Genomic DNA, 11982 nt, shown 5'->3' with positions numbered 1-11982 from the left:
CCTCTACGCTAACCCGTCCCCGGGGGCGCTCAGGGCGCGTACGTCTCCCCGCCGAGGGTGAGACCGGCGCTGCCGGCCGTGCTGTCGGCGAGCCAGGCCTCGAAGGCGGGCAGGTCGGCCTCGGGGAGGGCCACCTCTATCTCCACCGCGGCCCCGTAGCGCAGGTCCACGACGGTCCGGCCGGTGGAGCGCAGATCGTTCTGGGTCTTGCCGGCGCGCTGGTGGTCGACGGTCACGGTGGCGAGCCGGTAGCGGCGCCGGGTGACGGTGCCGAGCTCGTCCAGTGCCTCGCCGACGACCCCGCCGTAGGCTCTGATCAGGCCGCCGGCGCCGAGTTTCACACCGCCGTAGTAGCGGGTGACGACGGCCGCCGCGTAGCGGATGTCCCGGCGCATGAGCATCTGCAACATGGGCACCCCGGCGGTGCCGCCGGGCTCGCCGTCGTCGCTGGCCTTCTGGATCGAGGCGTCGGCGCCGACGACGTAGGCGAAGCAGTTGTGCGTGGCGGTGGGGTGCTCCTTGCGGATGCGCGCGACGAAGTCCTGCGCCTCCTGCTCGGTCGCGGCGGGCGCGAGCGAGCACAGGAAGCGCGAGCGGTTGATCTCGGACTCGTGCACGCCCTCACGGGCCACCGTCACGTACTGGTCTGCCTTCACCTCACCACCCTAAGCGCTGGTGGAGGGCTGGGTTGGCGGTCATGAACCGGCGGGGGCGGAGCTACCGGTACGTGGGCCCGGATGGGCCGAGGGAACTGATCCGGCCGTCTGCGCGGGCGGTGGCCCGGTGCTGAGCGCCGGGTGGGCGGCCCAGCGCGGCTACGTCCCGGCGGTATCGGTGATGCCCACTTCACGCGGCCGCAGTTCCGGGAAGCCCTGCAGCGCGCGCACGCTCGGCGCCGCCGGGCAGGGCGCGGCCTCGGCTGTGTCCTCGGGCACCGGCCGGGTACCGGCACCGGTACCGGCACCGGTACCGGCACCGGTACCGGGGAATCGCGCGCGGCTCTTCGCGGTTGATGCCGCTGAGCGCCGGTCCGACGCGCTGGATGAGCAGCGGACAGGGTCGGCGGGGACGAGAAGCACCAGGAGGCGGCACACGTGTACGGCGACCCGGCAACCATCCGCAAGATCCTCACCGAGCTCGGCGACACCTGGGCCGTGGTGGGCCTCTCGAACAACCAGGACCGCGCGGCCTACGGGGTGGCCCGCGTACTCCAGCGTTTCGGCAAGCGCGTGATCCCCGTGCACCCCAAGGCGGAGACCGTGCACGGCGAGCCCGGGTACGCCTCGCTGGCGGACATCCCGTTCAAGGTGGACGTGGTGGACGTCTTCGTGAACAGCGAGCTGGCCGGGCCGGTGGCCGACCAGGCCGTCGCCGTCGGCGCCGAGGCCGTCTGGTTCCAGCTCGGCGTGATCGACGAGGACGCCTGCGCCCGCACCCGCGAGGCAGGGCTGGCCATGGTCATGGACCGCTGCCCCGCGATCGAGATCCCCGCGCTCTAGCCCGCGGCCGGGCCCGCGTGCGCGGGCAGCGGCGCCGAGACCGGTGGGACCGACACCGCGAGGGTCATCTCCATCGGTACGGAGCCGTCGTTGCGGTAGGAGTGCGGAAGGTTGGCCTCGAAGGTGGCCGCGGCCCCGGCCGGGACGCGGAACTCCTCCTCGCCGACCACCAGGGTCAGCTCCCCGGCCGTGACGTGCAGCATCTCGATGGTGCCGGACGGGTGCGGGACGGAGTCCGTACCCTCGCCCGGCACCAGGTGCCAGGTCCACAGCTCCATCGGCCCGCGCTCGTCGGTGCCGATCAGCATCGTCGTCGAACTGCCCGCCTCGCTGGACCAGATCCGGACGACCTGGTCCGGCGGGACGATGCGGACCTGCGGGCCCCGGTCGTGGTCGAGGAGCGCGGAGATGCTGACGCCCAGCGCGTCGGCCAGCCTGACCGTGGTGCCCACGCTGGGGTTCGTACGGGCCTGCTCGATCTGGATGATCATCCCGCGGCTCACTCCCGCGCGTGCCGCCAGGGAGTCCAGGGTGAAGCCGCGCTCCCCGCGCCACCGCTTGAGGTTCCGGGCGAGCGCCTGGGTGAGCTGTTCGAGATCCGACACCATTCCGTCCAATATTTTGGATGACACAGTCCAACAGAGTGCACTAACGTGTTTTGCATTCGATGCTGCACTCCAGCGTTCACCGCACTGTACTGCGAGGCCCCCCATGACCGCCCTCTTCGCTCTGGCCACAGCCGTGCTGTGGGGGCTCGCCGACTTCGGCGGCGGGCTGCTGACCCGCCGGATTCCGGCGCTCACCGTGGTCGTCGTCTCGCAGGTCGTCGCCGTCGTCGTGCTCGGCGCGGTGGTCCTGGGCACCGGCGCCTGGCGGGAGGCCGGTCCGCAACTGTGGTTCGCGGTCGGCGCGGGTCTGGTCGGACCGGTCGCCATGCTCAGCTTCTACAAGGCGCTGGCACTCGGCCCGATGGGCGTGGTCTCGCCGCTGGGCTCCCTCGGCGTGGTCGTGCCCGTCACCGCGGGGCTCATGCTGGGCGAGCGGCCCGGCCTCGGCCAGTTCGCGGGAATCGCCGTGGCCGTCATGGGCATCGTCCTCGCCGGCGGCCCGGAGCTGCGCGGCGCGCCCGTCCAGCGGCAGGCCGTCATCCTCACCCTCGTCGCGGCCTTCGGCTTCGGCGCGGTGATGGCCCTGATCTCGCAGGCGTCCACCACCGTGACCGGGCTGTTCCTCGCGCTCTTCGTGCAGCGGGTCACCAATGTCACCGTCGGCGGCGCCGCCCTGTGGGCGCAGACCCGGCGCGGCATACCCGCACTCCCGGCGGGCACCGGCCCGCGGGTCCTGTGGGCACTGCTGCCCGCCCTGGCCTTCGTCGGCCTCGCGGACGTCGCGGCGAACGGCACGTACTCCATAGCCGCCCAGAACGGCCCGGTCACCATGGCAGCCGTCCTGTCCTCGCTCTACCCGGTGATCACCGCGCTGGCCGCCTTCGCCGTACTGAAGGAACGGCTGCGTACCGTCCAGGCGGCGGGCGCGGGTCTGGCCCTCGCCGGAACGGTGCTCCTGGCCGCCGGCTGACCCGCACCGCACCCGCTACGCGTGCTCGGCCTCCGCGAGTTCGGCCAGGCCCCGCAGCTGCTCCGGGGTCATGCCGTCCGGGATCGGCACCGGCGCCGGCGTGCGCAGCGGTGGCTGCCAGCCCGTCTCCGGCTCCCAGCGCCGCACGATGCGCGCCGGCGCTCCCGCCACCACGGCGTGGTCCGGCACCTCACCGCGTACGACGGCACCCGCGGCCACCACGACATTGCGGCCGAGCCGCGCGCCCGGCAGGATCACCGCGCCGGTGCCGAGCCAGCACCCCGGGCCGATCTCCACGGGTTCGCTGCGCGGCCACTGGCGGCCGACGGGCTCGTGCGGATCGTCGTAACTGTGGTTGGTGGAGGTGATGTAGACCCCGGGACCGCAGAAGGTGTTCGAATCGATGGTGATCCGGGCGTCGGCGATGACATGGCTGTTGCGGCCGATGACCACCCCGTCACCGAGCACCAGCATCGGCTCCGAACCCAGGTCGAGGTCGGGCATCATCCCGGCGGTGAGGGTGACCTGCTCGCCGATGATGCAGTGTGCGCCGATCCGGATCCAGCGCTCGCCGAAGACCGTGCCCTGCGGGAAGGCGAGCCGGGTGCCGTCCCCGATCGCACCGAACCTGAGCCGCCCCGGCGTCTGGGCGGTGACCGCGCCGGCCTGCTGCATCCAGCGCCAGCCAGTGTGGACCACGCGGCTCGCCAGCCGGCGGCGCGCGGCCGTCAGAGATGAGAACGTGTTCTGTTTCTTCGGCACCCGGCCACGGTAGTGCGCCGGGCCCCGGTCGCCCCGACCACACTCCTGTGATCTTCACCCCATCGCCGGTACGGCCGGACGCGTGGCCTACGGTGCCGTTAGCGCGGCAGCGGTAACCGGACGACGGACGCAGAGGAAGAGAACATGACGCACCAGGTGGCCCAGGCACTCGTGGCGGGTGTCGGCGGCAAGAACCCGGACATCGACCCGACGGCCTTCACGGCTCCGACCTCGGTCGTGGTCGGCGATGTCACCCTCGCCGCCGGCGCGAGCATCTGGTATTCGGCGGTGCTGCGCGCCGACTGCGGCCCGATCACGCTCGGCGCCGACAGCAACGTGCAGGACAACTGCACGGTCCACGTCGACCCCGGCTTCCCGGTCTCGATCGGCGAGCGCGTCTCCATCGGCCACAACGCCGTCGTGCACGGCTGCACCGTCGAGGACGACTGCCTGATCGGCATGGGCGCGACCGTGCTGAACGGTGCGGTGATCGGCGCCGGTTCACTGGTGGCGGCGCAGGCGCTGGTCCCCCAGGGCATGATCGTCCCGCCCGGCTCGCTGGTCGCCGGCGTGCCCGCCAAGGTGCGCCGCGAACTGTCCGACGAGGAGCGCGAGGGCATCAAGGTCAACGCCCTGATGTACGTCGAGCTGGCCAAGCAGCACCGCGCGTCAGTTACCCCGGACTCCTAGGCCGTCTCCGGGCGGGAGCCCCACGCGGCCCGGAGCACGGTGCGGACGGCCTCGTGGTCCGGGCGGCGTGTACCGGGGGATGCAGCCGTCGGACCGGCCTTCGTCGGACCGGTCCGGCTCCGGTCGCTCCGCTGCCGTCACTCGCCGACCGGGGCCGGGGCCGCCTGCTGTGCGGGGATGTCCGCTTCGGCGGTCCCGACGGCCGCCGCCGCCTTCTTCATCCGGCTGCGCACCACCAGCGTCACCGCGAGCCCGAACAGCACGGCGAGGCCCAGGGCCAGCCAGGAGAACCGCTTCAGCCACGGCTCGGCGACGATGCCGACCGAGTAGATGACGGCCGTCGTGCCGCCCGCCCAGAGGATGCCGCCGAAGACGTTGGCGATCAGGAAGCGCCAGTACGGCATGTGCAGCACGCCCGCCAGTGGTCCGGCGAAGATCCTCAGAAGCGCCACGAACCGTCCGAAGAAGACGGCCCACATGCCCCACTTCTCGAAGGAGCGCTCGGCCAGCGCCACCTGCTGGGGTCCGAAGTGCTTGGGGAAGCGCCGGCCCAGCCGGTCCAGCAGCGGCTTGCCGCCCCGGCGACCGATCGCGTAGCCGATCGAGTCGCCCACGATCGCCCCGGTGACCGCGCAGAGCCCGAGGATCACGGGGTCGATGTCCCCGTGCTGTGAGGCCAGCAGCGCCGAGCTGACGAGGATGATCTCGCCCGGCAGCGGGATGCCGAGGCTCTCCAGCCCGATGACCAGACCCACCAGGAGATAGATGCTGACCGCCGGAATCGTCTCCAGCCATTCCTGGATGTGCACCGGTACGTCCTCCCGTGTCGTGGCCGGCGCGCCCCCTGTGACACACCGAACGGGCAGCCTATCGGCTCGTCACGACCGCCTTGGACCTCAGTGGCAGTTCGCGCGACGAACGGCCCGCGAACACCTCTCGGCGGCCGGAACCCAGCACCCAGGCGTGCCGCTCCGGGTCCCATGACGACAGCGCCCGCGCGCCGATGTCGACGGTGACCCGCTGCGCCTCGCCGGGCGCCAGGACGAGCCGCCGGTAGCCGGCCAGCGCGCGCACCGGCTGGTCGAGCTCCAGCTCCCGGGACGGTCCCACGTACACCTGGGCCACCTCGGTGCCCTTGCGGCGGCCGGTGTTGCGGACGGTGAACTCCACGCGCAGCCCGCCGCGCTGCGGCCGGACGGTGAGCTTCTCGTAGTGCCATGTGGTGTACGAGAGCCCGTGCCCGAAGGGGAACAGCGGGGTGACGCGCTGGGCGTCGTACCAGCGGTGGCCGACGTGGACGCCCTCCGAATACTGCTGGCGTCCGCCCACCCCCGGGTAGCGCAGCGGGTCGCCGCCGACCGGGGTGGCCCGCTCGTCGGCCGGGAAGGTCTGGGTGAGCCGGCCGCCGGGGTCCACGTCCCCGAAGAGGAGGTCGGCGGTGGCCCCCGCGCCCTCCTGGCCCGGGTAGTACATCTGGAGGACCGCCCCGGTGCGCGCGAGCCACGGCATGGTCGTACTGGAGGAGGTGTTGAGGACGACGGTCGTACGGGGGTTGGCCGCGGCCACCGCTTCGATCAGCCGCTCCTGCCCGCCCGGCAGTGCCAGGGAGGTCCGGTCCCTGCCCTCGGTGGCGTCCTCGTAGGCGAACAGGACCACGCTGTGGGCGGACGTCGCGGTCCTCACGGCCTCGGCGAGGTCGGCGGCGCGGATCGCCCCGGTGGTGTGCCGGAGCCGGAACCGCTGGCCCTTGTCCCCGCCCTCGGCCGTCACGGCGAGCCGGTGGGTGCCCGCCGTGAGCGCGAGGGTGCGGCGGCGGACGCTCATCCCGTCCGGTGCGGAGCCGAGCAGCCCGCCGGCGAAGTACTCGGCCACACCCTGCCGGACGGGGAACAGCTCCTCCCCGTCGAGGCGCACGACGGGCCGCTTCCCGGTGTAGTGGACGAGCAGGGTCCACTCGTCGTCGGCCGTGAGGCGGAACTCCCCCTCGTGGCTCCAGACCCGCCCGGGGGCCACGGCCCGGTCGTCCAGACCGGCGGCCGGGGTCAGCAGCTTGGCCGGGAGCGGCCGCCCGTACACGTCCTCGCCGAGGGCGTAGTGCACGGCCGCGCCGTTCCCGGCCCGCTTGCGGATGGCGGTGAGCGGGGCCGCGGCGCCGTCGGGGACCACCTGCGCGCTGCCGCCGCCACCGACGAAGGGCACCTGGCCGGTCGGCCCGATCACCGCGATCGAACGGGCGGCGGCGCCGGTCAGGGGCAGGGTGCCGTGCTCGTTGCGCAGCAGCACGGCACCGGCGGTGGCCACCTTGCGGGCGGTCCGCGCCCCGGCGGCGGAGTCGCGCGGGGGCCGGGCGGCGGGCCGCGCCGCCAGCAGCCCGAAGCGGTCCATGGCGGCCAGGATCCGATGGACGGCGAGGTCGACGGCGCTCTCGGGTACGGAGCCGCCGCGCACCGCCTCGCGCAGCGGCCCGCCGAAGTGGGTGCCGCCGGGCATCTCCATGTCGAGTCCGGCGCCGATGGCGGCGACGGTGCTGTGGGTGGCGTCCCAGTCGGACATCACCCATCCGTCGAACCCCCAGCTGCCGCGCAGCAGTTCGTCGAGCAGCGGCTTGCTCTCGCAGGCGTGGACGCCGTTGACCTTGTTGTACGCGCCCATGACGGCGCCCGCGCCGGCCGCCACGGCGGCCTCGAAGCCCCGTAGCTCCGTCTCGTGAAGGGTCTGCTCGGCGGCGATGACGTCGACGGTGTCGCGGCCGTGTTCCTGGTTGTTGAGGGCGAAGTGCTTGACGGTGGCGATGAGGCCCTCGTCCTGGATGCCGCGGATCATCTCGCCCACGAGGTCGGCGGTCAGGTGCGGGTCCTCGGCGAAGGTCTCGAAGTTCCGGCCCGCGTACGGAGTGCGGATCAGGTTCACCATGGGGGCCAGCAGGACGTCCTGGCCGAGCGCCCGGCCCTCGCGGCCGATGACCCGGCCGTACTCGCGGGCCAGCGCCGGGTCGAAGGCGGAGGCGAGCAGCACCGGCGCGGGCAGGGCGGTGGCCGGCCTGGCCACCCGTACCCCGGCGGGCCCGTCGGCGAGGCGCAGCGCCGGGATCCCCAGGCGCGGTACGCCGGGCACGTAGCCAGCCTGCCCGAGGGAGGCGGGGTCCCGGGCTCCGTGCAGCAGGGCGGTCTTCTCGTCGAGGGTGAGCCGCTCCAGGAGGGCGTCGATGCGGGCCGCGCCCTTGGCCTCGGTGGCCGGTGCGGCGGGGGGCGGCGCCTCGGGGGCCCCGGCGCCCGGCGGTACCCCGGGTGCGCAGGCGGCGGCGCCGACGGCTGTGCCCGCCGTGCCCGCCGCCGCGATCAGCCGCAGCGCGGAACGTCTGGACACGGCCTCGCTCATGGGCGCTCCCTGCGGCGTGGATCGGCGGGAGCGGCCCGCGCCGGACCGCTCCCGCGCCCACTGTGCGCCGCCTGCCCGCCGGGTCCGCCGAGACGCGCCACCGGGGCGCCCAGGTTCAGCCCTCCGGCAGCGGCGGAGCGGCGTCGGCGGCGGGCCGACCCGGGTCGGCGTCGGCGGGCGACGGAACCCCGCGCGAGGCCGGCCCGTGGCCGTGGCCGCAGCCGTTGCCGTACGGCTGCCGCTACGCGTTGGGGCGCAGGGTCCAGACGACCGTCATCTCGCCCGTCACGGCCTCGTCCTCGCGCTGGATGGCGATGGTGACGGGGAACTCGGGGCGGCCGCCCGCGTCGAGTTCGGCGACGACCTCCGCGGCCGGGCGGCCGAGGGTGGCGGTGGCGGTCACGACGCCCTTGGCGAGCTTCTTGTAGCCGATCTCGGCCCTCACGGCGAGCGGTACGGCGCGCGAGAGCTGGTCGCCGAAGGCGGCCAGGACGATCGCGCCGCTCGCGGACTCGGCGAGGGTGAACATGGCGCCGGCGTGCGGACCGCCGACGTGGTTGTGGTAGTCGGGCTGGTCCGGGAGCCGGACGACCGCGCGCTCGGGGGTGGTCTCCAGGAACTGGAGGTTCAGGGTCCGGGCCATCGGCACGGTCGCGGCGAGAAGTTCGCCCACGTTCATCTGATCTGCGCTCATGAAACGCGATGTTACCCGCGAGTAGTACGGGTTGGCCAGAGCTCTGCCGGGGGCGGCCGTGGCTCCCCGGAGCATGGGCCACTATCGTTACCGGCCATGTGGCCAGGACAGCAGCAGCCGCCCGGGGGCGAACAGAACCCTCAGGACGCGCAACAGAACCCGTACCAGCAGCAGCCGGGGCAGCCGGGGCAGCAGCCGAACCCGTACCAGCAGCAGCCCGGTTACGGATACCCGCAGCAGCCGGGGTACCAGCAGCCCCAAGGCGCCCCCGGCCAGTGGGGCCAGCCCCAGCAGCCCGCCCCGACCGGCGGGAGCCCGTACTCGACCAAGACCGTGGCCATCGTCGCCGCGGCCGCGGTCGTCGTGGCGGCCGCCGCGACCGGCGCGTTCGTCCTGACCCGGGACGACAAGAAGACCGAGGCCGACGGCAAGCCGTCGGCCAGCCCCTCGGCGCCGGCCTCCGAGGCACCCACCCCGGCCGCCGGCAGCGCGAACCCGAGGGCCGGCGGCAGCGCCCAGGCCGTCATCCCGGGATGGAAGGTCGTCGTCAACACGAAGTACGGCGTCAGCTACGAAGTGCCCCCCGAGTGGAACGTCAACGACTCCGGTGTGTCCCTCTTCTACGAGGACGAGGTCAAGAAGGACGGCAAGCCGGTCATCACAATGTCCGGGACCGCCACCCTCAAGGAGGAGTGGTGCACCTTCGACAAGGACGCGGACGGCCGGGTCGAGAAGTTCTCGGTCGCGGACGCCGGCGTCAAGGGCGCCCAGGGCGCCAAGGACACCGCGCAGGCGGCTACCGACAACACAGGCACCTGGGTCTGGGCGGGCTTCGCGCAGAAGGAGCCCAAGGGCACGGTCAAGGTGACCGACCCCAAGGAGTTCACGACCTCCTCCGGCCTCAAGGGCCACATGGTGGTGGCGACCGCCGCGAACGTGAAGAAGGAGCACAAGTGCTCCACCGACGGCAAGGCGGTCGGCTTCGCCTTCAAGAACGCCACCGGTGACTTCGCCAGCTTCGCGCTCATCAGCGCGGCCGGTGTGAAGGACGAGGTCGGGACCGACGTCACCGACAAGGTCCTCAGCTCCATCCGGCTCACCACCCCGTGATCCCGCGCCCCGGCCCGGGCCGACAATCCGTTTGGATTCTCGGCCCGGGCCGGGGGATAGTCCGGTGGTGAGCACTCCCCGCACCGCAGCACCCCGTTCGCCCGCGAACCGTCGCCGCCCCGCCTGGGCCGGCCGCAACTACAGCCTGCTGACGGGTGCGGCGATCGTCACGAACCTCGGCAGCCACGGAGCGCTCATCGCGGCCGCCTTCGCGGTCATCGAGGCCGGCGGATCCGGCGGCGACGTCGGCCTGGTCGCGGCGGCCCGCACGCTGCCGCTCGTCCTCTTCCTGCTCATCGGCGGCGCCGTCGCCGACCGGGTGCCCCGCCACCGCGTGATGGTCGCGGCCAACGCCCTGAACTGCGTCTCGCAGGCCGCCTTCGCCCTCCTCATCCTCACCGGCGAGCCCCGCCTGTGGCAGATGATGCTGCTGACGGCCCTGTGCGGCACCGGAACGGCCTTCTTCAACCCGGCCGCCGAGGGCATGCTGCTGTCCACGGTCTCCGGCGAGCACGCCAACCGCGCCTTCGCGCTCTTCCGCATGGCCATCAACGGCGCCGGCATCGGCGGCGCGGCCCTCGGCGGAGCGATGATCGCCGCGGTCGGCCCCGGCTGGGTGCTGGCCGCGGACGCGGCGGCCTTCGCGGTTGCCGGCGCCCTGCGCGCCTTCCTCGATGTCAGCCACGTGCCCGACCGGTCCCCCGGCGGCGGCCTGCTGGCGGATCTGCGCGAGGGCTGGGTGGAGGTCCGCACCCGCCCCTGGCTGTGGAGCATCGTGCTCCAGTTCTCCGTCGTGGTCGCCGTCGTCGGCGCCGCCGACGCGGTCTACGGGCCGCTGGTCGCCCGCGACCACCTGGGCGGGTCCGCGCCCTGGGGGCTGGCCCTGGCGTTCTTCGGGGTCGGCACGATCGGCGGGGCCGTCCTGATGATGGTGTGGAAGCCGCGCCGCCTGCTGTTGGTCGGCACCCTGTGCGTGTTCCCGCTGGCCCTGCCCTCGGCGGGGCTGGCCGTTCCACTGCCCGTGTGGGGACTGTGCGCGGTGATGTTCGTCAGCGGCGCCGCGATCGAGGTGTTCGGCGTGAACTGGATGACCGCGATGCACCAGGAGATCCCGGAGGAGAAGTTCTCCCGGGTCACCGCCTACGACTGGTTCGGCTCGGTGTCGATGCTCCCGCTGGCCACCGCGCTGGCCGGACCGGCCGAAGCGGCCTTCGGACGCACCCAGGCACTGTGGGGATGCGCGGTCCTGGTCATCGTGCCCACCGCCCTCGTCCTGCTGGTCCCGGACGTCCGCCGGATGACCCGCAGGGCTCACACCAAGACCATCGCCCCGGTGGAACAGGCCGCGGCCCCGGCCGTGCAGACCCCCGCCGGACAGACCCCCGCCGGACAGGCCTCCGCCGGGCAGGTCCTGGCCCAGCAGGCCCCCGCCGACCCCGTCCGACACTGACCCGAACCCGGCTGCGGCCGCTCACCCCAGGCTGAAGGCGCCCTCCGGCGGCGCCGGTGAAGGGGCCGCGTCCGCGTCGGCCACGGGCGCCGCGCCCTTCCTGAACCGGACCAGCCCGTCCCCGTACTCCACGCGCGCGGGGAAGGCGTCGGCCGCGCACCGCCGGGCCAGCGCCCCCACCTCCAGCGGGGCGTCGGAGGCCAGCAGCACGGCGTTCCCGAAGCGCCGCCCCCGCAGCACCGCGGGCTCGGCGATCAGCGCCAGCTCCTCGAAGACCTCCGCGAAGTTCGCCACCTGCGCCCGCAGGAAGTCGAAGGGCGCCCCGTCGGCCAGGTTCGCCGCGTACACCCCGCCGGGCCGCAGCACCCGTGCGGCCGCCCGCGCGTACTCCACCGAGGTCAGCTGCGCCGGCACCCGCGAGCCGCCGAACACATCGGCCACCACCACGTCGGCGCTCCCCGCGGGCGCCGCCTCCAGCCAGACCCGGGCGTCGGCGGTGTGCACGGTGACCCCGGAGCCCTCCGCGAGCGGGAGGTGCTCGGTCACCAGCTCGACCAGGCCCGCGTCGAACTCGACGACCGTCTGCCGGGATCCGGACCGGGTCGCCGCGGCGTAGCGCGGCAGTGTGAGCGCACCGCCGCCGAGGTGCAGCAGGTCCAGCGCGATCCCCGGCTCGGCCACGCAGTCCAGTACGTGCGCGAGGCGGCGTACGTACTCGAACTCCAGGTGCCGCGGATCGTCCAGGTCCACATACGACTGCGGGGCCCCGTCGACGGTCAGGAGCCACGCCCGGTCCCGGTCCACGTCCGGCATCAGCTTGG

12 protein-coding genes are annotated in these 11982 nt (G+C 73.5%); 5 read left to right on the top strand and 7 right to left on the bottom strand.

The genetic code is table 11. The features are described 5' to 3' along the window. Positions 1 to 29: 29 nt before the first annotated feature. Positions 30 to 656: a YigZ family protein gene (locus tag ACIQZO_RS22350; protein ID WP_403628639.1), complete on the bottom strand. Its 627-nt coding sequence runs from the start codon at positions 654 to 656 to the stop codon at positions 30 to 32. 438 nt (positions 657 to 1094) lie between these two features. On the opposite strand from ACIQZO_RS22350, the gene ACIQZO_RS22345 reads away from it, so the two are divergent. Beyond that, the gene (locus ACIQZO_RS22345) at positions 1095 to 1499 is read left to right on the top strand and encodes a CoA-binding protein (RefSeq protein ID WP_403628637.1); all 405 of its coding nucleotides are present in this window, start codon (positions 1095 to 1097) and stop codon (positions 1497 to 1499) included. On the opposite strand, the gene ACIQZO_RS22340 is transcribed toward ACIQZO_RS22345, so the two are convergent. Continuing rightward, positions 1496 to 2104: a helix-turn-helix domain-containing protein gene (locus ACIQZO_RS22340; RefSeq protein ID WP_403629021.1), complete on the bottom strand. Its 609-nt coding sequence runs from the start codon at positions 2102 to 2104 to the stop codon at positions 1496 to 1498. The two genes, ACIQZO_RS22345 and ACIQZO_RS22340, sit on opposite strands and share 4 nt — an antisense overlap. A gap of 106 nt (positions 2105 to 2210) precedes the next feature. Between ACIQZO_RS22340 and ACIQZO_RS22335 the strand changes: the two genes are divergently transcribed. Beyond that, entirely contained in the window at positions 2211 to 3077 is an 867-nt protein-coding gene (locus tag ACIQZO_RS22335) for an EamA family transporter (RefSeq protein WP_403628635.1), read from the top strand. 15 nt (positions 3078 to 3092) lie between these two features. Here the strand turns inward: ACIQZO_RS22335 and ACIQZO_RS22330 are convergent, their stop codons facing one another. Further along, positions 3093 to 3839: an acyltransferase gene (locus ACIQZO_RS22330; protein ID WP_403628632.1), complete on the bottom strand. Its 747-nt coding sequence runs from the start codon at positions 3837 to 3839 to the stop codon at positions 3093 to 3095. 144 nt (positions 3840 to 3983) lie between these two features. On the opposite strand from ACIQZO_RS22330, the gene ACIQZO_RS22325 reads away from it, so the two are divergent. Beyond that, on the top strand, positions 3984 to 4529 hold the full coding sequence (locus tag ACIQZO_RS22325; RefSeq protein ID WP_403628630.1) for a gamma carbonic anhydrase family protein: 546 nt from the start codon (positions 3984 to 3986) through the stop codon (positions 4527 to 4529). A 137-nt stretch (positions 4530 to 4666) separates the two neighbouring features. On the opposite strand, the gene ACIQZO_RS22320 is transcribed toward ACIQZO_RS22325, so the two are convergent. The 3 genes from ACIQZO_RS22320 to ACIQZO_RS22310 form a co-directional block, all read right to left on the bottom strand. Continuing rightward, positions 4667 to 5338: a DedA family protein gene (locus ACIQZO_RS22320; RefSeq protein ID WP_403628627.1), complete on the bottom strand. Its 672-nt coding sequence runs from the start codon at positions 5336 to 5338 to the stop codon at positions 4667 to 4669. A gap of 58 nt (positions 5339 to 5396) precedes the next feature. Further along, positions 5397 to 7907, bottom strand: coding sequence for a beta-glucosidase (locus tag ACIQZO_RS22315; protein WP_403628624.1), 2511 nt, complete (start codon positions 7905 to 7907; stop codon positions 5397 to 5399). Positions 7908 to 8148: 241 nt separating this feature from the next. Then, positions 8149 to 8601: a DUF4442 domain-containing protein gene (locus ACIQZO_RS22310; RefSeq protein ID WP_327363359.1), complete on the bottom strand. Its 453-nt coding sequence runs from the start codon at positions 8599 to 8601 to the stop codon at positions 8149 to 8151. A gap of 96 nt (positions 8602 to 8697) precedes the next feature. Here ACIQZO_RS22310 and ACIQZO_RS22305 point away from each other — a divergent pair, with 96 nt between their 5' ends. Beyond that, on the top strand, positions 8698 to 9711 hold the full coding sequence (locus tag ACIQZO_RS22305) for a hypothetical protein (RefSeq protein WP_403628621.1): 1014 nt from the start codon (positions 8698 to 8700) through the stop codon (positions 9709 to 9711). Between the two features lie 67 nt (positions 9712 to 9778). After that, a complete protein-coding gene (locus ACIQZO_RS22300; protein WP_403628619.1) occupies positions 9779 to 11161 on the top strand; it encodes an MFS transporter in 1383 nt (460 codons plus the stop codon). A 21-nt stretch (positions 11162 to 11182) separates the two neighbouring features. On the opposite strand, the gene ACIQZO_RS22295 is transcribed toward ACIQZO_RS22300, so the two are convergent. Further along, positions 11183 to 11974: a spermidine synthase gene (locus ACIQZO_RS22295; RefSeq protein ID WP_403629018.1), complete on the bottom strand. Its 792-nt coding sequence runs from the start codon at positions 11972 to 11974 to the stop codon at positions 11183 to 11185. Between the last annotated feature and the right edge of the window lie 8 nt (positions 11975 to 11982).

This window comes from Streptomyces sp. NPDC097617, from assembly GCF_044761485.1.
GTDB lineage: Bacteria > Actinomycetota > Actinomycetes > Streptomycetales > Streptomycetaceae > Streptomyces.
This window is presented reverse-complemented; position numbering and strand designations above follow the sequence as displayed.

Bases quoted from the DNA above. Each gene is read 5' to 3' on its own strand.
- ACIQZO_RS22295 (WP_403629018.1), bottom strand. From the start codon at position 11,974: ATGCCGGACGTGGACCGGGACCGGGCGTGGCTCCTGACCGTCGACGGG.
- ACIQZO_RS22325 (WP_403628630.1), top strand. From the start codon at position 3,984: ATGACGCACCAGGTGGCCCAGGCACTCGTGGCGGGTGTCGGCGGCAAG.
- ACIQZO_RS22310 (WP_327363359.1), bottom strand. From the start codon at position 8,601: ATGAGCGCAGATCAGATGAACGTGGGCGAACTTCTCGCCGCGACCGTG.
- ACIQZO_RS22315 (WP_403628624.1), bottom strand. From the start codon at position 7,907: ATGAGCGAGGCCGTGTCCAGACGTTCCGCGCTGCGGCTGATCGCGGCG.
- ACIQZO_RS22335 (WP_403628635.1), top strand. From the start codon at position 2,211: ATGACCGCCCTCTTCGCTCTGGCCACAGCCGTGCTGTGGGGGCTCGCC.
- ACIQZO_RS22305 (WP_403628621.1), top strand. From the start codon at position 8,698: ATGTGGCCAGGACAGCAGCAGCCGCCCGGGGGCGAACAGAACCCTCAG.